This window comes from Anaerosphaera aminiphila DSM 21120 (assembly GCF_900129925.1).
GTDB classification, from domain to species: domain Bacteria; phylum Bacillota; class Clostridia; order Tissierellales; family Peptoniphilaceae; genus Anaerosphaera; species Anaerosphaera aminiphila.
This window is the reverse complement of the sequence record NZ_FQXI01000010.1, coordinates 31,779-54,787: the sequence shown is the minus strand read 5'-3', so window position 1 is coordinate 54,787 and position 23,009 is coordinate 31,779. Positions and strand designations below refer to the sequence as shown.

At 32.3% G+C, this 23,009-nt stretch carries 23 protein-coding genes and 1 riboswitch; of the genes, 5 read left to right on the top strand and 18 right to left on the bottom strand.

The annotated features are described in order from the left end of the window. The first annotated feature begins 1 nt into the window (after nucleotide 1). Nucleotides 2-1,948, top strand: a complete 1,947-nt coding sequence (locus BUB47_RS07035; protein WP_073185021.1) for an aconitate hydratase — start codon at nucleotides 2-4, stop codon at nucleotides 1,946-1,948. Next, on the top strand, nucleotides 1,938-2,591 hold the full coding sequence (locus BUB47_RS07030) for an RraA family protein (protein ID WP_083529131.1): 654 nt from the start codon (nucleotides 1,938-1,940) through the stop codon (nucleotides 2,589-2,591). Before BUB47_RS07035 ends, BUB47_RS07030 begins: the two co-directional genes overlap by 11 nt. Nucleotides 2,592-2,671: 80 nt before the next feature. Here BUB47_RS07030 and BUB47_RS07025 read toward each other — a convergent pair whose 3' ends face one another. From BUB47_RS07025 to BUB47_RS06945, 17 genes are all read right to left on the bottom strand, one after another. Beyond that, nucleotides 2,672-2,902, bottom strand: coding sequence for a glutaredoxin family protein (locus BUB47_RS07025; RefSeq protein WP_073185020.1), 231 nt, complete (start codon nucleotides 2,900-2,902; stop codon nucleotides 2,672-2,674). A 48-nt stretch (nucleotides 2,903-2,950) separates the two neighbouring features. Then, nucleotides 2,951-3,307, bottom strand: coding sequence for an ArsR/SmtB family transcription factor (locus BUB47_RS07020; protein ID WP_073185019.1), 357 nt, complete (start codon nucleotides 3,305-3,307; stop codon nucleotides 2,951-2,953). An 8-nt stretch (nucleotides 3,308-3,315) separates the two neighbouring features. After that, nucleotides 3,316-4,167 carry a 16S rRNA (adenine(1518)-N(6)/adenine(1519)-N(6))-dimethyltransferase RsmA gene (rsmA, locus tag BUB47_RS07015; RefSeq protein WP_073185018.1) on the bottom strand — a complete coding sequence of 284 codons (852 nt, stop codon included), beginning with the start codon at nucleotides 4,165-4,167 and terminating at the stop codon, nucleotides 3,316-3,318. Further along, the gene (rnmV, locus tag BUB47_RS07010) at nucleotides 4,151-4,699 is read right to left on the bottom strand and encodes a ribonuclease M5 (RefSeq protein WP_073185017.1); all 549 of its coding nucleotides are present in this window, start codon (nucleotides 4,697-4,699) and stop codon (nucleotides 4,151-4,153) included. Before rnmV ends, rsmA begins: the two co-directional genes overlap by 17 nt. Next, nucleotides 4,692-5,459: a TatD family hydrolase gene (locus BUB47_RS07005; protein ID WP_073185016.1), complete on the bottom strand. Its 768-nt coding sequence runs from the start codon at nucleotides 5,457-5,459 to the stop codon at nucleotides 4,692-4,694. Before BUB47_RS07005 ends, rnmV begins: the two co-directional genes overlap by 8 nt. Before the next feature lie 10 nt (nucleotides 5,460-5,469). Continuing rightward, entirely contained in the window at nucleotides 5,470-7,449 is a 1,980-nt protein-coding gene (gene metG / locus BUB47_RS07000) for a methionine--tRNA ligase (protein ID WP_073185015.1), read from the bottom strand. Between the two features lie 256 nt (nucleotides 7,450-7,705). Next, complete coding sequence (locus BUB47_RS06995; RefSeq protein ID WP_073185014.1) at nucleotides 7,706-8,155, bottom strand: universal stress protein; 450 nt, start codon at nucleotides 8,153-8,155, stop codon at nucleotides 7,706-7,708. Nucleotides 8,156-8,240: 85 nt separating this feature from the next. Continuing rightward, complete coding sequence (locus BUB47_RS06990) at nucleotides 8,241-8,669, bottom strand: universal stress protein (protein WP_073185013.1); 429 nt, start codon at nucleotides 8,667-8,669, stop codon at nucleotides 8,241-8,243. Nucleotides 8,670-8,716: 47 nt separating this feature from the next. After that, on the bottom strand, nucleotides 8,717-9,145 hold the full coding sequence (locus BUB47_RS06985; protein ID WP_073185012.1) for a universal stress protein: 429 nt from the start codon (nucleotides 9,143-9,145) through the stop codon (nucleotides 8,717-8,719). Between the two features lie 49 nt (nucleotides 9,146-9,194). Continuing rightward, nucleotides 9,195-9,623, bottom strand: coding sequence for a universal stress protein (locus BUB47_RS06980; RefSeq protein WP_073185011.1), 429 nt, complete (start codon nucleotides 9,621-9,623; stop codon nucleotides 9,195-9,197). A gap of 22 nt (nucleotides 9,624-9,645) precedes the next feature. Then, nucleotides 9,646-10,077, bottom strand: coding sequence for a universal stress protein (locus BUB47_RS06975; RefSeq protein ID WP_073185010.1), 432 nt, complete (start codon nucleotides 10,075-10,077; stop codon nucleotides 9,646-9,648). 146 nt (nucleotides 10,078-10,223) lie between these two features. Next, entirely contained in the window at nucleotides 10,224-11,171 is a 948-nt protein-coding gene (locus BUB47_RS06970; RefSeq protein WP_073185009.1) for a DUF4367 domain-containing protein, read from the bottom strand. Then, nucleotides 11,164-11,715, bottom strand: coding sequence for an RNA polymerase sigma factor (locus tag BUB47_RS06965; protein ID WP_083529129.1), 552 nt, complete (start codon nucleotides 11,713-11,715; stop codon nucleotides 11,164-11,166). Before BUB47_RS06965 ends, BUB47_RS06970 begins: the two co-directional genes overlap by 8 nt. Before the next feature lie 238 nt (nucleotides 11,716-11,953). Continuing rightward, the gene (locus BUB47_RS06960; protein ID WP_073185008.1) at nucleotides 11,954-12,832 is read right to left on the bottom strand and encodes a YitT family protein; all 879 of its coding nucleotides are present in this window, start codon (nucleotides 12,830-12,832) and stop codon (nucleotides 11,954-11,956) included. Nucleotides 12,833-12,940: 108 nt separating this feature from the next. Further along, nucleotides 12,941-13,813: a YitT family protein gene (locus tag BUB47_RS06955; RefSeq protein WP_073185007.1), complete on the bottom strand. Its 873-nt coding sequence runs from the start codon at nucleotides 13,811-13,813 to the stop codon at nucleotides 12,941-12,943. 128 nt (nucleotides 13,814-13,941) lie between these two features. Continuing rightward, on the bottom strand, nucleotides 13,942-15,480 hold the full coding sequence (gene hutH / locus BUB47_RS06950; protein WP_073185006.1) for a histidine ammonia-lyase: 1,539 nt from the start codon (nucleotides 15,478-15,480) through the stop codon (nucleotides 13,942-13,944). Nucleotides 15,481-15,558: 78 nt separating this feature from the next. Beyond that, a complete protein-coding gene (locus tag BUB47_RS06945; RefSeq protein WP_073185005.1) occupies nucleotides 15,559-16,884 on the bottom strand; it encodes a Na+/H+ antiporter family protein in 1,326 nt (441 codons plus the stop codon). Nucleotides 16,885-17,369: 485 nt separating this feature from the next. Between BUB47_RS06945 and BUB47_RS06940 the strand changes: the two genes are divergently transcribed. From BUB47_RS06940 to BUB47_RS06930, 3 genes are all read left to right on the top strand, one after another. Beyond that, complete coding sequence (locus tag BUB47_RS06940; RefSeq protein ID WP_073185004.1) at nucleotides 17,370-20,405, top strand: ATP-binding protein; 3,036 nt, start codon at nucleotides 17,370-17,372, stop codon at nucleotides 20,403-20,405. A 14-nt stretch (nucleotides 20,406-20,419) separates the two neighbouring features. After that, a riboswitch (TPP riboswitch) is annotated at nucleotides 20,420-20,505 on the top strand. Between the two features lie 26 nt (nucleotides 20,506-20,531). Then, the gene (gene thiT, locus BUB47_RS06935; RefSeq protein WP_073185003.1) at nucleotides 20,532-21,053 is read left to right on the top strand and encodes an energy-coupled thiamine transporter ThiT; all 522 of its coding nucleotides are present in this window, start codon (nucleotides 20,532-20,534) and stop codon (nucleotides 21,051-21,053) included. A gap of 84 nt (nucleotides 21,054-21,137) precedes the next feature. Further along, the gene (locus BUB47_RS06930) at nucleotides 21,138-21,701 is read left to right on the top strand and encodes a hypothetical protein (protein WP_073185002.1); all 564 of its coding nucleotides are present in this window, start codon (nucleotides 21,138-21,140) and stop codon (nucleotides 21,699-21,701) included. 48 nt (nucleotides 21,702-21,749) lie between these two features. Here the strand turns inward: BUB47_RS06930 and murA are convergent, their stop codons facing one another. Further along, on the bottom strand, nucleotides 21,750-23,006 hold the full coding sequence (murA, locus tag BUB47_RS06925) for a UDP-N-acetylglucosamine 1-carboxyvinyltransferase (protein ID WP_073185001.1): 1,257 nt from the start codon (nucleotides 23,004-23,006) through the stop codon (nucleotides 21,750-21,752). Nucleotides 23,007-23,009 lie beyond the last annotated feature (3 nt).

Genomic DNA, 23,009 nt, shown 5'->3' with positions numbered 1-23,009 from the left:
AATGAAACTTACATTGACAGAAAAACTTATTAATTCCTCTCTTGTAGAGGGCAACTTAGAAAGAGGAACACGTATTGGAATTAAGCCTGATCAAGCTTTAATGCACGATTTAAATGCTATGATGACTTACCTTGCCTTGGAAGCTTTAGATTTAGATAAAATTAAAATAGACTTGGCCGTTCAATATATTGACCACAATATGATTCAAGCAGACTTTAAAAATGACGATGACCACAGATATATTCAAGATATCACTTCTAAACTTGGTATTACCACTGCAAGACCCGGAAGTGGAATATGTCACCAACTACACCTAGAACACTGGGGAGTCCCTGGAAAATCTCTAATCGGAGGAGATTCTCACACTGTTGCCGCCGGCGGAATTGGAATGCTAAGTATTGGAGTAGGTGGATTTGATAGTGCAATGGTCCTTGCAGGAGAAACTTTTTACTTTACTATGCCAAAAATCGTAAAAGTTGAACTGGATGGAAAACTTCCCCCTTTTGTATCAGCAAAAAATATAATTTTAGAAGTTCTAAGACGAATAGGAGTTAAAGGTGGAATTGGAAAAATACTAGAATATACAGGCTCCGGAGTAAAAACTCTAAATGTTGCAGAGAGATCTACTATTACAAATATGGGCCAAGAAACCGGTGCAACTACTTCAGTATTTCCAAGTGATGAAAATACTAGAAAGTGGCTAAGAGCATATGGAAGAGAAAAAGATTACACTCCAATCAGTGCAGACAAAGATGCCACTTATGATGAAGTCATTAAAATTAATTTATCAGAACTGGAACCATTAATTGCACTTCCTCATCTACCTGAAAATGTAGTTCCCGTAAGTGAAGTTGCTGGTACAAAAATAGATCAAGTTATGATTGGAAGTTGTACTAACACTGCTTTAAATGATGTATTGTCTGTAGCAAATATCTTAGATGGCAACACTGTACACAAAGATGTAGATGCCGGTCTTTACCCATCCACTAGGACAGTTATTAGAGAAGCTATGGCAAGAGGCGCATTTGATAAAATTGCTGCTTCAGGGTTTAGATTATTTGAAGCAGTTTGCGGAGGCTGTAACGGAAATGGATTTGCTCCTAAAACTGATGGTGTTTCACTGCGAACTACTCCTAGAAATTTCTATGGAAGAACAGGAACAAAATCAGCAAAAGTTTATCTTTGTTCTCCGGAAGTTGCAGCAGCATCTGCTTTAACAGGAGTTATCACTGATCCTAGAACTTTAAATGTTTCTCCTGTAGAGTATGAACTACCTGAAAAATTTATAGATGACTACAATATTTTTATAGAGCCTTCAAGTAGTCCGGAAGATATAGTAATTAGAAGAGGTCCCAACATAAAGCCCGTTCCTGAAATGAAACCTATGGAGAATATCTTAAGTGGAGTTACACTGTTAAAGTTGGATAATGACGTTACAACTGACCACATATGTCCAGCTGGAGCTAACTTTTTACCAATTAGATCTAATATACCTGAACTTTCTAAGTACGGATTTAACGTAGTAGACGAGAGTTTTCCTGAAAGGGCTAAAAAAAGTGGAGGTGGATTTATTGTCGCCGGTTCAAATTATGGACAGGGTTCAAGTAGAGAGCAAGCTGCAATGGTTCCCAGATATTTAGGTGTTAAGGCAGTTATTGCTAAGAGTTTTGCAAGACTTCACCTTGCCAATATGAGCAATTGGGGCATACTTCCACTGACTTTTGTAAATGAAGACGACTACAATAAAATTTCAAAAGATGATGTCTTATCTATAGATGTATCATCTCTAGTTGAAGGTAAAATTTATAGTTTAATCAATGAAACTTCTAATGTTACAATTAAAGTGAGTTCACCTGTCAGTCAAGATGAGTTGGAATATGTAAAAGCCGGTGGAAGAATTAACTTAGTCAAAGAAAAAATAAGTAAGGATAAAAAATATGAACAGTAAGTATGAAATTAAGAGACCTTCTAAAGAAATACTAAATAAAATAAGAGACATTGAAATAACTTCTCTATCTGATGCTGCAGATTTTAATATTTCAATGAACCACTTAATAAAACCCCATATTAATAAAAATAAAATTGTTGGCCCTGCCCTAACTCTTAAACTGGAAAAAGGCGATAGCCTAATGGTACAGAAAATTTTAGAGATAGCAAAACCCGGAGATGTAATAGTTATCGACACCAGTGGCTCTGAAGAAAATGCAGTGTGGGGAGATTTGCGAAGTTTAACTGCAAAACAAAAAGACCTTGAAGCTGTAATAATTGATGGTGCTATTAGAGACATTGAAGGATGTAGAGAAATAAATTTCCCGATTTTTTGTAAGTATGTAGTTTGCGCATCCAGTACTAAATCAAAGGCTGCTGAAATCAATATTCCTATTAAATGTGGAGGCATTACTGTAAACCCCGGAGACATTATAGTTGGAGACTTAAACGGTGTGATTTCAATTCCACAGGAAAATGCAATTGAAATTGTTGAAAGAGCCCTAGAAAAAGAACTAAGTGTAAGTAAAAGCAGAGAAGAAATATTAAAGGGCATATATATTTCAGAAAGTACTTTAAATAAGATAAATTCACTTGAATCTTAATATGTATTTAATATTTATAGAGAAATAAAAAAATAAGGATATTTGTGAAAGAATATCCTTATTTTTATTTACTTTTCATTTTATTTATCTAATAATGTGTCAAGCTTTGCTTTATCAAAACCAACTATTTCTTCATTGTCCACAACAATTACAGGAACACCTGTATATCCTTTAGACATTAACTCAGTTCTAGCTTGAGCATCTGTTTGAACATTTTTTTCCTCAAATGCTATATTCTTTTCTTTTAAATAATCCTTTGCCATAGTACAATATGGACAAGTATTTGATGTGTATACTACTACTTTACTCATATATATTCCTCCTCATATTTTTAATATACCCCATGAATTAATTATTAATCAATTTCTTTTTTTATGCTCTGCGTGATTATAACCTTCATTAAATAGTCTGAGCACATGCTCGTCATCTAATGAATATATTGCATATCTGCCAATTCTCTTTACTTTAATAAGCTCTTGATTTCTAAGAATTGCCAACTGATGTGAAATTGACGATTGACTCATATTTAAAAGCTCGGATATCTCATTTACTCGCAGTGGAGACTTAGACAGTAAAAAAATAATCTTCAGTCTTGTTGGATCTCCCATAGCTTTAAATATAGTTGATAGAAAATTTATCAGTCTTTCATCACTGACAAACTCTTCTATATCACTTTCTAAACTTTTTCTGTCTTCTTCACTTAATTCGTAGTCCATTTTTCCTCCTAAATATCTGGAAAATTTATTGAAAGTACAATAAACTCTCTTGGAGTCAACGTCTCGGCACGTCTTGTCGGATCTATATTAGATACTGAAAGTGCCTGTAATATTTCGCTCTTTGTGGCAGAAAATCCATAACTTGAAAGAGCATTAATAAGTGTCTTTCTTCTCTTTGAAAAAGATGCCTTTACAACTTTAAAAAACTTTTCTCTGTCAATATCAGGTAACTCACTTTTTATCTTTAAGCTAACTACACCAGAGTCCACATTTGGCTTTGGCATAAATACAGTATTTGGAACAGTGAATTCATATTTTACATCAGAGTAAAACTGAATAAATACAGAAAGTGAACCATAGTCTTTTGTCCCTGGTTTTGCAACAAATCTCTTTGCCACTTCTTTTTGAATCATTACAGTTATTGATGTGATGTTTAAATCTTCTTCTATTAACTTTGAAATTATTGGCGTTGTCACATAATAGGGAAGATTTGCAACAACTTTAAAACTCTCTTCTCCAAAATTTTCTGAAATTATAGCTTTTAAATCTGCCTTTAATACATCTTCAAAGTAAATTTTAATATTCTCATAGGGTAGGGACTCATCTAAGAGTTCTCTTAGTTTGTTGTCAATTTCTATGGCAACTACTTTTTTTGCCCTAAGAGATAGCTCTTCTGTAAGTGTTCCTATTCCGGGACCTATTTCAAGAACATTGTCAAATTCCTCAACTTCTGCACTGTCTACAATTTTTTTTACTATATTTCCGTCAATTAAAAAATTTTGCCCCAGTGATTTTGAAAATCTAAAGTTGTATTTTGACAACAGCTCCATTACTCTGCTGGGCTTAAATAGTCTTTCCATATTCCACCGCTTCCACTGCTTTTATAAATTCTTCCCTACTAATTTTAAAACCGTTTAATTTATTTAAAAATTGTTTAGAATTTCCATGACCAATTCTCAACACTTGGGCTACTTTTTCTCTTTTTTCTGAAGAGTTCTCTACACCTGTAAGCCCATAGTCAATTAAATCTCTCTTTGTAAATTCTGCTGTTTTTTCCTCATAGTTTGGTCTGGCTTTTTCTATTGCTACTCTTATATCCTCTGCACAGGCATTTTCTATTCCTATGTCATCTTTTTTTGTAGCTTGACCTTGAGGTAAAAATGCATGTTTTGCTCCTTTTACATGGTGAGATATATCGTTTCTGATTTTATTTCCCATATAGTCGGGGTCAGTGAAAATTATAATGCCTCGTCTCTTGTTTATATCCTCTAATAGAGCCAGTAATTTTTTACCATAGCCAAACCCATGAGTTGCTATTACTTCTGCCTCTACGGCCACCTTTACGGCTGCTATGTCGTCTTTACCCTCTACTACTATTACTTCTTTAATCATTATAGAACCTCTTAGTATTTGCATCTGTTATACTAACCAGTTCCGCTTCATCCATTCCTCTAATCTGGGCAATTTCTCTAGCCACATACTTTATATACATTGGCTCATTTCTCTTACCTCTAAAGGGAACTGGAGTCATATAGGGGCTGTCAGTTTCTAAGAGCAATCTATTTATATCTACTTCCCTTGCTACTTCCTTTGGAACTCTTGCATTTTTAAAAGTTACAGCTCCCCCAAGTGCAATATAGCAATCTAATTTCATATATTTTCTCATCATTTCAACACTTTGCGAAAAACAGTGAATTAATATATCCATATCACTATAATTTGTCTTTGCCCACTCAATCATGTCATAGGTCTCCTCAGAAGCATCTCTTGAGTGAATTACAACGGGAAGTTTAACTGCATCTGCTAAAATAATCTGTCTTTTAAAAACTTCTCTTTGCACATCTCTTGGCGAATTGTCATAGTAAAAATCTAAGCCTATTTCGCCAATTGCCCTGACTTTTTTATCTTTTGTCAGTTCTATTAACTTCTCTTCAACTTCATTGCTGTAAGTTTTTGCCTCATGAGGATGAACTCCAACTACTGCGTGAATGTTACTATATTTATTTGCAAGTTCTACTGAAGCTATTGAAGACTCCAAGTCAGCTCCAATATTGTATACAAAGTCAATTCCGTTTTGTTTTAAATTTGTAATTAAAGTATCTCTGTCATAGTCAAACTTCTTGTCATCTAAATGCGCATGTGAGTCAATCAAATTATCACTCCTAACTAACTTCACTTCCATCTGGTAAATCTTCAAAAATTGTTGCAAGTGAAATTTTTCCGTCTTCTGTTTCTGCTGCAAGAAGCATTCCCTTTGATTCTATTCCTCTAAATTTAGCAGGTTTTAAATTTGTAATTACAAGTATCTTTTTACCTGTTAAATACTCTTTTGTAAAGTCATTTTTTATACTTGATACTATAGTTCTTCTCTCATCGCCGATTTTTAAATTTAACAAATAAAGTCTATCTGCCTTAGGATGATCTTCTACTGATTCAATAAGAGCTACTTTTATTTTTAATTTAGAAAAATCTTCAATGGTACATTCTTCTTCAACTTCAATTTCAACTTCTTCCTTTTTTTCTTCAATTGGAATTTTTGACCACTTAGCTTTTTCTTTTTCACGTTCTTCTGTTAAATTTTTTGTCTCTTCATCAAGTCTTTCAATTTCTTTTTCTACGTCAAGTCTTGGGAATAACACTCCAATATTTTTAACTTTTTCTCCTGCTTCTGTAAGTCCCCAAACATTTGCATCTTCCAACTTAATATCAGATTTTATTCTTAGAGATTTTCTAATTTTTTTAGATGTCTCAGGTATAAAAGGACTTATTAAAATAGATACAATTCTAAGTGACTCTGCCAAGTTATAAAGTACAGCGTCAAGTCTTCCTTTGTTTTCTTCTTCACGTGCAAGTATCCAAGGAGTTGTCTCATCTACATATTTGTTAGATCTTCTAACTATGCCCCAAATAGCTTCAAGTGCAACAGAAAATTCAAAGTTTTCCATAGCTTTATCTACTTTTTCCGCAGTAGTTGTAGCAATATTTATAAGTTCGTCATCTATAGGCTCTTTAACTGTTGGCTCAGGTATATATCCATCATTATATTTTTCAATCATTGAAACTGTTCTGGAAACTAAGTTTCCAAGGTCGTTTGCAAGGTCTGAATTAAGTCTGTTCATAAATTTTTGTTTATTAAAAGAGCCGTCTGAACCGAAAGAAAATTCTCTTAATAAAAAGTATTTTAGAGAATCTACTCCATATAGTTTTATAATTGGCTCAGGATACACAACATTTCCCTTTGACTTACTCATTTTATCGTCGTCAAATAATATCCAACCGTGTCCAAATATCTTTTCAGGTATAGGTAGATCCAAAGCCATTAGTATAGCAGGCCAGATTATTGCGTGAAATCTCACAATTTCTTTTCCAACAAGATGTACATCTGCTGGCCAGTACTTGTTAAACTTTTCTTCGTCAGTCCCGTAACCTATAGCTGTTAAATAACAGCTTAAGGCATCTATCCAAACATATACTACATGTTTTTCATCAAAGGGAACTTTTACGCCCCAGTTAAATGAAGATCGAGTTACAGATAAGTCATCAAGACCTTCTTTTAAAAAGTTGTTAATCATCTCGTGTTTTCTGGATTCAGGTTCTAAAAACTCAGGATGATCTTCATATAATTTTAAAAGTGCATCTCTATATTTTGAAAGTCTAAAGAAATAAGCTTCCTCTTTTTCTATATGTGTTTCACGACCACAGTCTGGACAGTACTTTCCATCCACTAATTGAGATTCAGTCCAAAAAGATTCACAAGGTGTACAGTAGTATCCCTCATATTCAGACTTGTAAATTTCACCTTTGTCATATAGTTTTTGAAAAATATCTTGAACGTTTTTTTCGTGTTGAGGGTCTGTTGAACGCACAAAGGCATCATAGTTTATGTCCATGTCTTTCCACAGTTTTTTTATACTGTCCACTATTTTATCTACATATTCCTTTGGCTCAAGTCCAAATTCTTTAGCTTTAAGTTCTATTTTTTGACCATGTTCATCAGAACCAGTTGTAAAAAATACATCATAACCTTGAAGTTCTTTATATCTTTTTATACAATCAGCGGCAACTGTACAATAAGTGTGTCCTATATGCACGTTGTCGTTAGGATAATAAATCGGTGTTGATAAATAATATTTTTTTTGCATAATTACCTCCATAAAAAACAAGCCTCCGCATACTGACGAAGGAACTCTGGTAATACTTTCTTCTAGTTTTAAGTGAGAATAAAACTATTGATAATTAAATTCTCAACTTTTTATATTCTCCTTAAAGAATAGCTCATATTCACTAAATTATAATATATAATGCTATATTTTTCAAGTGTCAGTGCCACCTAGACAATGATCTAAAAACGAAAAAAGAGCTTAAAGCTCTTTTCTCAAAATTAGTAAATGAAAAATATTAATTTTTATCTGTATCTATATCGCCTTTAACTATTAAAACTGAAACATTTGAATGATTTAACACTTTATTTGAAACTGAGCCAAGTAGTGTTCTTGAGAAAGCTCCAAGTCCACGATTACCCATTACTATTAAGTCCACATCATTTTCCTCTGCAAACTTTGTAATTTGTTGAGATGGATTTCCACTTGTATATATAGTTTGAACTTCGCTTGGATAATCTGAAAGAGCTTTTTCTACGTCAGATAGTACAAATTCCGCCCTTTCCGTATTTGCCTTTTCAATTTCCAAAGTATATGGGAAATTTGATGGATATTGCTCAATTATACTAGTCTCAGGAATAACTGTAAGTATTATTAACTTTGCATTAAATTTTTCACCAATTTCTTTAGCAGTTAATACTGCTTTCTGAGATATTTTTGAACCGTCTATAGGAATTAAAATTTTCATATGTATCCTCCTCCATATTGTCTTGAATATATTATACCCATAATCTTATTTTCAATCACAGGATATTAAAAATTTTATATTTTAACTACTCCTCTTCAATATCTGCTTTAACTATTAAAATAGACTTGTCTGAATGGTTTAATACTTTATTTGAAACTGAACCTAAAAACGTTCTTGAAAATGCTCCAAGGCCTCTATTTCCCATTACTATTAAATCCACATCTTCTTCATCTGCCACTTTAATAATTTCATTATATGGCATTCCAACTCGCATAAAAGTTTCTATCCCATAAGGATAATCTGAATAATCCTCCTTCAAATCCTTTAACATATCTTCTGTCAACTTAACTTTAGAGTCATATGCTACTGGATAGGAATATCTATCTATCATATTTGCATTGTCTAAAACTGTAAGTAGTAATAACTTTGCCTCAAACTTTTCACCGACAGTCTTTGCCTTTTCAATTACTTCTTTTGTTATTTTTGAGCCATCTACCGGAATTAAAATCTTCATTATTCACTCCTCCTCTAATTTCATATAACATAACGTCTAAAATATACTTAATCATCTTCCAATTCTGTCTTTACAATTAATACAGATTTATTTGAGTGATTTAAAACTTTATTTGAAACTGATCCAAGTAGCGTTCTTGAAAATGCTCCAAGTCCTCTGTTTCCCATAGCTATTAAATCTACATCTTCTTCATCTGCCAACTTAATAATTTCTTCATAGGCTTTTCCATTTTTTGAAACAAGCGACACTTTATATGGATAATCAGAAAGCTCTTCTTTTGCTTCACTTAAAATTTCTTGAGATTTATCTGACTCATATTCATATAGATCATTGGAATAAAATCCTGTTTGTAAATTAATGTCATTAATAACATTTAACAATATTAATTCAGCCCTAAATTTTTCTCCGATTTCCTCTACAGTTTCTAAAATTGTTTCTGAAATTTTTGAGCCGTCTATTGGAACTAAAATTTTCATAATGTCCTCCTAAAGTAAGTTTTATTAACATAATTTAACAACACTTTATTCAATCTTCTTCTAATTCAGCTTTTATAACCAAAACCGCCTTCTCCGCATGATTTAAGACCTTATTTGAAACTGAACCAAGTAGTGTTCTTGAAAAAACTCCAAGTCCACGGTTTCCTACTACTATTAAATCCACATCTTCTTCATCTGCTAAGTTTATTATTTCTAAATAAGTTGTACCTTCCTTTGAAACTGTAGATACCTTATATGGATAATCTAATAGAAATTTTTTTGCATTTTCAAGTATTTGTTTTGACTGAGTAAATTCAAAGTTATAAAGTTCTTGAGAATAATATTCACTGTGTAAATTTGTATCATTTATAACATTTAATAAAATTAATTCAGCGTCAAATTTTTCTCCGATTTTCTTTGCTGCTTCTACAATTTTTTCTGAGATTTTTGAACCGTCTACCGGTATTAAAATTTTCATAGTATCCTCCTATAAGTACTTTTTAATCTTCCTCTTCTAAATCTGTCTTTACAACTAAAACCGACTTATCTGAATGATTTAAAACCTTGTTTGAAACTGAACCTAGAAGTGTTCTTGAGAAAGCTCCCAATCCTCTATTTCCCATAACTATTAAATCTACATCTTCTTCATCAGCCAGTTTTACAATTTCATCATAGGGCATTCCCGTTTTTAAAACTGTTTCAATTTCATATGGGTAGTCTGAATTTTCTTCCTTTAGTTTCTCCAACATATTTTCCAGTTCTTTTAATTTAGAAGTGTAGGCTGTTGCATAGAAATATCTATCTGTTAAATTTGCCGAATCCAAAACTGTCATTAAAATTAGTTTTGCCTCAAACACCTTTCCGATTTCCTCTGCCTTATCAATTACATTTTTCGTCATCTTAGAACCGTCTACCGGAATTAAAATTTTCATTTTTGCCCTCCTTTATTACACACATTAACTATTGTTATTTATATACCCTCATTTAAACTCATATACCCTAAAATAGAGAGATTGAGAAAAAATTATTCAACTTTTCTCAATCTCTCTATGAATTTATTTTGAATTTAATTAAGAACTTATTTATATAGTTCAAGGTCGTTGTAAATTTCTACAAGTTCGTCATAACCTATATCCTTACAATGAATACCCACTAATAGTCCATCTCTTTCAAAATCAAGTGTATTATTGTTATAATAAATTGCAGATACTCCATTTAAGTCTACTTCTTGGACATTTTCCCCGTCTGTTCCATACCCTGACTCTTCGCTGGAAACTCTTTCATAAAGAGTAATTTCCTTGCCACCTTTTTCATAGATAAAATTACCATACTCTGATTTTTCATTATCACCATCTTCAGCAAATGTCATGGCATATTTATATTCATACTTTTTATCTTTTAATACCAATGGATTAAAGGCAAGTTTTTCTTCAGCTACTTTATCTACCGGTTCATAAATTTTAAGCTTTTCTTGTTTTACCACATCTTCAGCTTCAGTAAACACTTCATATTCTTCATGTTTTACTCCATTTTCATCTTCCCAAACTCCATAAGATACACTAACTTTTTCACCATCTTTATTATAAGGTATTGTATCTTCTTTCATTACTGCGAGTTCATTTCCATCTTTGTCAAATAATTGACCCTTTAACTCTTCCGGAACCGGCATTTCCATTGGTCCTTCTGCTACTCTTTCTTCCTCTATTATTTGAACTCTTCCCGACGGAAGAATTGCCTCTTTAATAGTTCTATATAATTCCTGTCCTGTTGATGTCATAGGAGTAATTAATAAAACTGCCACAGCTGCAACGGCTGCAACTTTAAATCCCTTTTTCTTCTTATTTTTATTTTCTTTCATTTTTTCATGCACCTCTTCTTTTACTTCATCATCTGAGGAGTAGAGATTTGATAGTTTTCTTGCAAATTCTAAATCTTTGACATATTCCGAATCTTCTTCTAAGGTTTCAAAGTCTTCAATTTTTAACATTTCATCTATATCTTTTGAAAATTTATCTTCTCTATTCATAATAAGCCTCCATTCTACTTCTTAATTTTTTTATGCTCCTATGTAGAACTACTGCCACATTTGAGCTAGACATTCCAGTTAACTCTGCAATATCTATATTTGAAAGTTCAGCTCCAAATTTGTAACTTATAACCAATTGCTCATTGCTATTTAGTTTTTTTAATTCATCTCTTAAAAAGTCATACTCTTCTTTTTTCTCTAAATCATCTTCTACATATTTTTCTGATGCAAAGAAGTCTTTAAAGCTGTCTATTGATATGACTTTGTGTTTACTGTTACTTCTGTAGTAGTCAGTAACTGTATTTCTGGCAATGGCAAATATCCAAACTTCAAGCTTAGACTTATTTGAATCAAATTTATCTATAGATTTATAAATTTTTTGAAAAATTTCAGACGTAACATCTTTTGAATCTTCTCTATTTGAAACTCTATAGCTTACAAATTTAAACACTCTGTCAAAAAAGTTGTCATATATAAATTCAAAGTCTTTTTGTGTTACGTAGGATTTACTTAAATTCATCTCTTCACTTATTTCTTCTATCAAATCTTTCACCTCTTACTATGAGCTAATTTTGTCCTTCAATAGTTAATACGTAAGAATACTAACTATATTACATTTTTTTAATATTTTTATTTTTATTAACTACCTCCTCACAAATTTCTTGAGCTAATTTTGTCCTTCAGTAGTTAATACGAAAATTTACTTCTCATATTACACTTTATTAAAATTTTAAATTTTATTTTGCTATATATGTAAAAATATAGCACTGAATCTTTCAATGCTATATTTCTATTTTTTTAAATCCCTTGCCTTCAATTTCAACAGTGTCACTAACTGCCACAAAGGCATTTGGATCTATTTCTCTAACTGTGTCTTTTACTTTTACAATCTGCCTTGAAGTGCAAATTAAATATATTATCTTAACTTTGTTATTGTTGTAAGCTCCCTCTCCATCTATGTAAGTACTACCTCGTCCGATTTTTTCGTGAATTACCTTAGTTATCTCTCTGTACTTATTGCTAATAATAAATACTTGCTTTTGCTTTCCAACTCCCAACTGAATAGTGTCTATTACTTGATTGGTTACGAAAATAACCACTAAAGTAAAAAGCGCCTTATCAATTGAATATATAATGGAACTCCATCCAACTATGACTACATTAAATAAAAATAGAACATTTCCTATTGAAATATTAAATTTTTTCTTCATAATTGCTGCCGGAATATCTAAACCACCTGCTGACGTTCCATTTCTAAATAGTATTCCGCTCCCCAGTCCATTGACTGCACCTCCAAATATACATGCCAACATCACTTCATTTGTAACTGCATATCCAGTTGGTACAACCCTTTCAAAAAAACTCAGCCACAGAGAAAATACCACTATTCCTATTCCTGAAAAAAACATAAAATCAATATTTAAAAAGAAAATTCCCAATATAAAAATAGGAATATTTAGCATAAATACTAATACACTTAAGGGTATCCCCGTTATACTTTCCATTAATATTGCAAGACCTGTAATTCCCCCTGAAATCATTTCATTTGGTCTTAAAAAGCAAACTATTGCAAAAGCTGAAAACATACAGCCCACCACTATACCTGCTAATTTTCTTAAAAGTGTACTTCTGCTCATTTTTAAATTTAAATTTATTTTCATATTGACACCTCCTGTACTAAGGATACTATGGATATAAGTTTATTCCTATAGATTTATGATGATTTTATAAATAATTATAAGTAATAAAAAAACGCCGATTTCTCAGCGTTAAATATTTATCTTCTTAAAGCCCTTACCTTGAATTTCAACTGTATCACTTACAGCTAAAAAGGCATTTGGATCTATTTCTCTAACCAGGTCTTTCACTGTTACAATTTGTCTTGATGTACATATTAAATATATTATTTTAAGTTTATTGCAATTATAAGAACCTTCTCCATCTATAAAGGTTATTCCTCTGTCCAGTATTTCATGAATTTCTTTTGTTATTTCCTCATACTCTGAGCTTATTATAAATACTTGCTTTTGCTTTCCAACTCCAAGCTGAATCATATCTATAACCTGGTAACTAATAAACAGTGCCACTAAAGTAAACAGCGCCTTATCTACAGAGTATACAAATGAACTCATTCCTATTATAAAGCAGTTTAAAAATAACAGTACATTTCCTATTGGAACGTTAAATTTCTTCTTTACTATTGCTGCCGGTATGTCAAATCCACCTGCGGAAGATCCACTTCTAAATAAAATTCCTCCACCTACTCCGTTTATTACACCACCAAATATACAGGCCAAAAACACTTCATTTGTTATGGCGTAGCCCACAGGTTTTACTGCCTCAAAAAACCCAAGCCACATAGACAATACTGCTATTGAAATTCCTGAAAAAAACATAAACTCAAAGTCCAAGAAAAATAATCCCAGTATAAATAGGGGAATATTCAATAAAAACACCAGTACTCCAAGTGGTAGCCCGGTAATGTTCTCTATTAATACAGATAACCCTGTAACTCCACCGGAAATCATTTCATTGGGCTTTAACATATATACAAGGGCAAATGCAGAAATCATATCTCCAAATAAAACGCCCAATGTTCTTTTTACAATTGTCTTCTTATTAAATTTAAAATTAATCTTCATAGTGCACCTCTTAATATATAATACTATGAATAAATGTTTTTAGTGTAATTTTCACCTATTTTTTAAAATTCATTTCTATAAAAAAAAGCAGCACTGTAAAAACAGTGCCACTTCTATTTATTTAATAATTATTGAATGTCAAAACTAACTTTCTTTTCAACTGCATCTACTATAGTTCCATCAACTAATAGTTCTGTCATTTTTTCAAGTTCGTCGTACATTTCAATGTCTTTGTCATTTTCAATGAATTTTAAATTTTCTCTAACAACATCATAAGCTGCTTGAGTTCCAACGCCAAGTTTTCTACCTTCGTCTTCTCTAAAGTCAATTGCTTGACAAGCTGCCATAATTTCAGTAGCAACTACTCTTCTTGAGTTTCCAATAATATCTCTTGCTTTTCTAGCTGCAATTGTAGCCATAGAAACAAAGTCTTCTTGGTTTTCACATGAAGGAATTGAATCTACACTTGCTGGGTGAGCTAGTACTTTATTTTCAGAAACAAGTGCTGCTGCTGCATATTGTGTAATCATAAAACCGGAGTTTAAACCTGGATGTTTAACTAAGAAAGATGGGAAGTCAGATAATTGAGCATTTACTAATCTTTCAATACGTCTTTCTGATACGTTTCCAATTTCAGCTGCTCCAATTCCAAGTAAGTCAAACGGTTGTGCCATTGGCTCGCCGTGGAAGTTACCACCTGAGATAACATCTCCGTCTGGAGTAATTATTGGGTTGTCAGTTCCAGCATTAATTTCTATTTCAACTTTTTCTTTTACATATGCAATTGAATCTTTGTTTGCACCGTGTATTTGTGGCATACAACGTAATGAGTAAGCATCTTGAACTCTAAGTTGTGCTGTATGTGTAATATAAGTTGAACCATCTAGTAGTTCTCTAATATTTTTAGCTGTTGCAAGACATCCTTTGTGAGGACGAATTAAGTGAAGTTTTTCATAGAAAGCATCAATAATTCCTCTATGAGCTTCCATTGAAAGCGCTCCAGCAATATCAGCAAGTTTTAATAATTCAATTGCATCATGAGTTGCAAGTGCTCCAATACCTGTTAGTACTGTTGTACCATTTATTAGTGCAAGTCCTTCTTTAGCTGCAAGTGTAATAACTTCAATACCAGCTTTAGCCATAGCATCTTTACCAGACATTAATTCGCCATTATAGTATGCACGACCAAGTCCTAACATTGGTAAAACCATATGAGCAAGTGGTGCTAAGTCTCCTGATGCTCCTAGTGAACCTTTTTCAGGAATGTGTGGAATAACATTTTTGTTTAACATGTCTAGTAGTGTATTTACTACTGACAATCTTATTCCGGAATATCCTTTAACTAGAGAATTTATTCTAATAAGCATTGTTGCTCTTACTTCGTCTTCTGCAAGTGGATTACCATATCCTGTAGAGTGAGTACGGATTAAGTTCTCTTGAAGTTGTGAACTATCTTCATTAGAAATGCTAACTTCACATAGTGAACCAAAACCAGTTGTTACTCCATAAACTACTCTTTCTTCTGCTATTATATTATCTACAATTTGTCTTGATGCTTCAATAGCCGCTACAGCACTATCTGCTATTTCTACTACAGCATGTTCTCTTGCTACTGCTACTAAATCTTCAAGTGTTAAATCGTTACCTGTTAAAACTACTTTATTCATTCTTTTTTCCCTCCAACATATACATTAAAACTAATAAAACTACCATCAAGAAAGGTACGTGTTATACATATATAATTCTTATCCTAGCATTAAAGCTCCTATAACTCCACCTATCATAAGTGGTATATCAAAAGCTATAAATGTTGGAACACAAGTGTCCCAAATATGATTGTGTTGCCCATCTGCATTTAAACCAGATGTTGGTCCTAGTGTTGAGTCTGATGCTGGTGAACCTGCATCTCCAAGAGCTGCTGCAACACCAATTAAAAGTATTGTTGCTCCTGTTGAGAAACCAATTTGTTGACATAGTGGAACGTATATTGCTGCAATTATTGGTATAGTACCAAACGATGTACCTATACCCATTGTAATTAAAAGTCCAACAGCTAACATTAATATTGCTGCTATCATTTTAGATCCTTGCATGTATTGTGCTACTGTTGTAACTAATACTTCAACACCGCCACCTTCAGTTAATACATGTCCGTATCCAGCTGCTACTAACATTACAAAGGCTATGAAACCCATCATGTCAATACCGCCATTCATAACTTCATCTATGTCTTTCCACTTAATACAACCTGTAAGTACCATTGTGAAAATACCTGATATTGCTGCATAAGGAAGTGAAGTTGTAAGTATAGATACTACTGCTGTAACTAGACAACCTGCAAGTGCTCCCCACGCTTCTCTAGTCATGTGAACATCTTCTTCTAAATCTGCTGCTCCTTCTATTGCTACATCGGCATAGTCTCTATCTTTACCATATAGTAAAAATACTACTAGTACTAGTCCAATAAGCATTGAAAGTGCTGCTATCCACATTACTGATACTACATCTCTTTCAGTTATTGGCATTCCAAACATTGAAATATTATCTACTAATATTCCGTGGAATAATAGTCCGAATCCCATTGGAATTGCCAAATAAGGTGCTTTAAGTCCAAATGTAAGTGCACACGCCACTGCTCTTCTGTCTATTTTCAGTTTGTTCATTACTGGAAGTAGTGGTGGTATTAAAATTGGTATAAATGCAATGTGAACTGGCACTATGTTTTGTGAAAAACAAGCTATAAATGCTAACATAAATATCATCACAAATTTCTTTCCACTTACAACTTTTGAAACTTTTTTAGCAAGTATTGTTCCAAGCCCTGACCTTGCAAGTCCTACGGCGAAAGCTCCTAATAGTATGTAACTAAGTGCTGTTGCAGAGTTTCCACCCATTCCGCTAATTAGTACGTCGATAATATTGTTATCTGCGCCTGCTTTGTAAATCGGCATTCCAGCTGCAAGCCCGCCTACAACTGCCGCAACTAAGATTGATAGCATTACGTTAAATTTAATTAAACACAAAGCAACCATTACTATTACCGAAATAACTACGGGGTTTAAAAGTAACATTCCTACTCCTCCTTTGTTAATTCATAAATATAAAGTTTTATCCTACAAATAATATTATAACACGTTACCATTTTCTTGGATAAACACAGTTTACATCTCACTCATCAAATATAGGTCTAAATAATAGTATTTATTCAATAATGGTATCGCTTTCTCCTGCTAACAAGGTGAAATCCAAAGCTTCCTATTTTAATCTAAAAATTAAAATAGTGTTCAAATATCCAGCGTTTCCGTCTAATTATCGTCTATTGAATTTATCTTCCTATATATAATGATTTAAATTTCTATAAATTTTATTTTTATCTATAATTTATCAAAGTCAGTGTTTTCAAGTTGTTAACCATTTTTTTGTTTTTTAGACTTTTTTTATTGTATTTTAAACTTCTTACTTCATTGACACCTTAATACAACTGAATTATACTGAATAATGAAGAATATGATATTTATTTGGAATATTATTATACATTTTTTAGACGAGGTGTTTTATGAGTAAAATTTATTGTCAACTATTTGGAATCCCTCAAATTACAAAAGACGGAGAAAAAATTTTTTTCCCATATGCAAAAATCAATGCCCTTATTTACTATATTCTTGTAAATAACGTGGTTTCCAGAGATGAAATCGCAGGGTTGTTATGGCCTGATGAAAATGAAAAGGTTGCTAAAAAAAATCTACGTAACGCACTTTACCAAGCAAAAAAGAGTTTAGGGCCTGACTTTATAATTTCGCCTAAGAAGTCTATCTTGGTACTTAATGAAGATTTAGACATTAAATGTGATGTCACTATGTTTTCTAAGGATCCTGAAAACAATATACAACTATATAAAGGTGACTTTTTGCAGGGTTTTTTCTTAAAAGACGCTGAAGAATATGAGCATTGGATTACAAAGACTAGAAGTTTCTACCAAGATAAATTTACTAATGTACTCTACCAAAAAATTGAGTATGATATTGAAAATGGTATTTATGCTGATGTAGAAAAAAATATTAACAAACTTACACAAATTGATGAATTTGACGAAAGAAACTTCAGACTTTTAATGAAGTACTTTCAAAAAACTGGACGATCTGGAAAAGTTATAGAAACTTATCAGGATCTATCTAAGATCCTACAAGTTGAACTTGGAGTTGAACCTGATGAAAAAACCAAGACGATTTATGAGGACTCCATTAAACAAATTAACTTAACTAATTCAAAAAACAAATTTCAAAACAACTTTTTTTATGGTAGATACAACGAAATTGCACTAATAGAAGAAATGATTACAGATTTTTACAATGATAAGAGTTCAAAATCTCTTTTTATAAATGGTGAGGCCGGAATTGGAAAGAGCTATTTAAAAAAGAAAGTGCTGGAAAATAAGGAAAAAGACTTTTTTATCTTGGAATCTTTTTCATATCAAGCTGAAGAAAATCATGTTTTACGTCCTTTCGGAATAATTATAAACAAGCTCAGTAAAATTTTAAAGGAAGAAAATATTCCAGTTCCAACTTTTTGGAACTCTACTATTTCAAAACTCTTCCCAAATTTTGACGATTTCTCTTCAGATGTTAAACTATTGGAAACTAAAGACCCACTTGATACATTAAATTTTGACTTAGTAACTCAAGTAATTGTTGAATCCATTAAAAAAATATCTGAAATTAAAAAAATAATTATTATATTTGAAGATATTCAGTGGATGGATGAAGCTTCTGTAAAGCTTCTAACTTCTGTAATTCTTCATATAAAATCAGAGGCAATGTTTATTATGACTTCCAGGCATCAGTACAACAAATCCGTTGATGATTTAATAGTTGCCCTAGACAGATACAATAAGATTGAAAAAATAAATCTAGAGAGATTTTCACCAGAGGAATCCTATGAATTTATTAAAAAGGCAGTTCCCAATTTGGAACTTGAAAAAGAAACCTTTGAAAAAATCTATTCTGAAACAGAGGGAAATAGTTTCTTTTTAGATGAGTACATCTATCTCTTAAAGTCAAATAGCGATATTAATATTATGTCTTCTAAGATGATAGATACTATAAAATCCAGATTTTTATACCTTTCCAATACAGAAAAAGAACTCTTGGATATAGTTAGCTTTTTCTATGACAAGGCACCACTGGAAATAATATGTGAGATTACAGGCAAGAGTGAGCTTGAAATACTGCCATCTATGGAAGAACTTGAAAGACGAAATATTTTAACTGAAGTGGCTAATAAAAATACTATTTCTTTAGTTTTTACACATACGAAACTCCGAGAATATATTTATATGACTCAATCCACTTCCAGAAAAAAAATCATTCACAAAAAAATCGGAGAATTGCTTGAAAAAAAATTAGACAAGAGAAAAAAAGACCCTTATTTACTTTCAAAACTTGTCTATCACTATACCAATGCCAATGAAGAACTTAAATCTCTAAAGTATAAAATTGAAACACTTAACTATTATTTAAACTTTTCACATGAACTGTTTCCAATTTTAAATACATCAGAACTTCAAAGTAACAACATTGTATATATTTCCAGAGATAAAATAGAAAACTCTCTTGATGAAATTGAAAATGTGTTTAATGAGCTTAGAAAAGAAGACAAATCTGAGGAGTTAAACATATTGGAAGTTGAATTTTTCTATATGAAGGGTCGTTATTTAATAAGAGATGGCGACTATAAAGAGGGTATAGATGATATAAAATATGTAATACAAAAAGCAACTGAATTAGACGACAGAGACTACGTACTTGATGGCTACAAGCAAATGATTTTCTACAATATTCAAACTAACAATGCTGAAGACATGATTGTATATATTGAACTTGCTCTGGATTTAGCCGTAAAGTGTAATTATCACAAAGAAATTGGAATACTTCTAAGGCTTAAAGGTCTATACAACATGATGATAGGAAATTATTTCACAGCTGAAAAATTACTGACAGAGTCAATAAATACTTTTAACGTTACAGAAGATGTTGCCAATAGGTATGCAATAAATATTGCAGCTGCTTACAACTATATAGGAGAACTTCGATTCGCCCTTGGAGAATATAGTGAGTCCATAATCAGTTTTGAAAAGGCAATTGAACTTTCTATAAACAAAAATGCGCTCTCAAGTCTATCTGTATTCTATATTAATCTAGGAAAATCTTACTTTGCCTTAGACAATATGGAAAGAGCTACTTACTATTTTGACTTGGCATATGAACTATATGGACGATTTGATTCTTTCTGGAAGAGGCCGGTTCTTGACTCATATATGGCTTTAATAGAAATTAAGCAAAGTAACTATGAAGATGCACTAAAGCACATTTCCAGTGCAATAAAGTTTTCAGAAAAAATGAAAGACCCTAGAGCTTCAGGCTCTGTATACTTTGCCCTATATGAAATTTCAAAATTGCAGGCAGAAAACAATGAACTGAGCTCAGTATTTAAAGACATATTAATTGAAAAACCAGACTACTATAAAAAGAAAGCTCTTGAGTCTTTAGACAAATATAGAGATTTATATGAAATAAATATTATTACAAAAAAATAAATAAAATAAAATTTAAACAGGAATAGGGGAGCTTTTGCTGAGATTTAACCCTTAAGCTGATCCAGATAATGCTGGCGTAGTGAATTCCAAATACACTTAAGTTGGCACCTGTTAGAAAGGTGAATTATGAAAAATAATACTAAAATGTTAACTGAAGCAGGAGTTATGATAGCTCTTGCTCAGGTCTTAAGTTATGTAAAACTTTTCCAACTTCCTCAAGGAGGTTCTGTTACTCTAGGCAGTATGGTGCCCATTATTCTCTTCTCTGCAACTTGGGGAGGAAAATATGGTCTCATTGCCTCTTTTATCTATGGCATCTTCCAATTTATGTTTGGAGGATTTATACTAAACCCACTTTCAATACTTTTAGACTATATAATTGCATTTGGAGTTTTGGGAATAGTAGGCTTCTTTCCAAAAACTTTAAGAGGAACTCTAGTTGGATCTACCATTGCAATTTTAATTAGATTTGTATGCCACTTTTTGTCAGGATGGTTAATATTCGGCTTTTATGCTCCGGATAACTTGGCACCTTGGCTATACTCTCTACAATACAATTCCTTTGTGTTTGTAGAACTTGTAATCACTCTTATTATAATTGCAGCTGTATATAAACCCTATATGAACTTTAAAAAACTACATCACTAGGTAAATTATCAATTACAGCAATTTCACATTTATTTTTTATTGTTACCACATTTGTGATATATTATATTAAATAGGAGGTGGCTTATGAAAAAATTAACTATTGTTTTTGCATTAATGCTAATGTTAGTTGGATGTGGAAGTAAAGAAGAAAACACTGCCAATACAAACAATAAAAATAACAATGCCCCAATTACTGAAGAAGATACAAAAAGCGATATTATCACTCACTTTGAAGGACGAACTGAAAACTACAGTGCTGAAATTACAGTTTCTAAATTTACCGCTGAAGATGAAAAACTTATTGAAAGTGAATTTGGTAAAGATTCTGACGAGTACATAAGTTTGCAAGACAATAGACCTGAATACAAGGTTGAAAGTTTTGTACTCTATGACGGTGATGGAAATGTTGATTTAAAAGAAGTGAAAGAATTAAAAATTTCAATTTCCAATATGAACAGCTACACTTTTTTAAGTGAACAAGAAATTGTAAAAGTTCTTCAGGGAAAAGAAAATATAACTCACAATTACTTTGTATATGAAGATAATAGAAATGAACTTCCAACTGAAGACGACGTTGTTGAAATGTCAGGTACCTTCGACGGAAATTCATCCCTTGATTTTACAATTGAATTAAAGTCTGTTAAATAAGTTTATAAAACATTTAAAAACTCACGGTTTAAATAACCGTGAGTTTTTTTATCTGTCTACTCTATTTATATTTGCACCAATGCTTCTAAATTTTTCTTCTATATCTTCGTATCCTCTGTCTATATGGTATATTTCAGATATTTCAGTTTCCCCTTCAGCCACAATTCCCGCAAGTATTAGTGCTGCGCCTGCTCTTAAGTCCGTTGCCTTAACTTTTTCTCCTTTGAGCTTTTTGCCGCCACTTACTACTGCCTCTCTGTCATTTACTACAATATCTGCACCCATTTTTACAAGTTCATCAACGTGCATAAATCTGTTTTCAAACACAGTTTCCTTGGCAATACTAACTCCCTTTAATTGAGTCATAAGCGCTAAAAACTGAGCTTGCATATCAGTTGGAAATCCAGGATAGGGCATAGTCTTTATAGTAATTGGCTTAAGTTCTGAATTTCCTATTACTCTTATTTTATCGTCATCTTCAATGACCTCTGCTCCACATTCCTTTAGTTTTGCAACTATTGGCTTCATATGTGAACTGATTACATTTTCAACTGTAATATCTCCTTGGCATATTGCCGCTGCAACCATAAATGTTCCGGCTTCAATTCTGTCAGGTATTATTTGATGAGTACACCCTTTTAATTCCTTGACTCCATTTATTCTAATAGTTGAAGTTCCGGCACCTGTTACCTTTGCTCCAAGTTTTCTCAAGAAGTTTGCAAGATCAACTATTTCCGGCTCCATTGCAGCATTTTCTATTACCGTCTCACCTTCTGCAAGTACAGCAGCCATTATAATATTTTCAGTTGCTCCCACAGATGGAAAGTCTAAATAAATTCTAGCGCCAACTAAATTTTCACTATAAGCTGTAATATCTCCAACGTTGTTTTCAACTACAGCTCCCAGTGCCTCAAAGCCCTTTAAGTGTAAATCTATTGGCCTTGAACCAATATTGCAACCTCCCGGCAGGGAATTTACAGTTTTTCCCATTCTCCCAAGAAGTGGTCCCATTACTAAAAATGACGCTCTCATTTGACTCATTAGCTCATATTTTGTCTCATATGAGTTTAAATTTTTAGAATTTATTATAAATTTATTTTTTCCGATTTTTTTTACTTCACAACCTAATGACCTTAGTACTTCAGCCATTATCTCAACATCTTTAAGTTCTGGAACATCTTCTAACACAATGTCTTCTGTGCCCAAAATTGAAGCAGCAAGTATTGGCAATGCAGCATTTTTAGCACCGCTAATTCTAACAGACCCATGAAGATTTAAACTTTTCTTTACAATTATTTTCTTCAATCA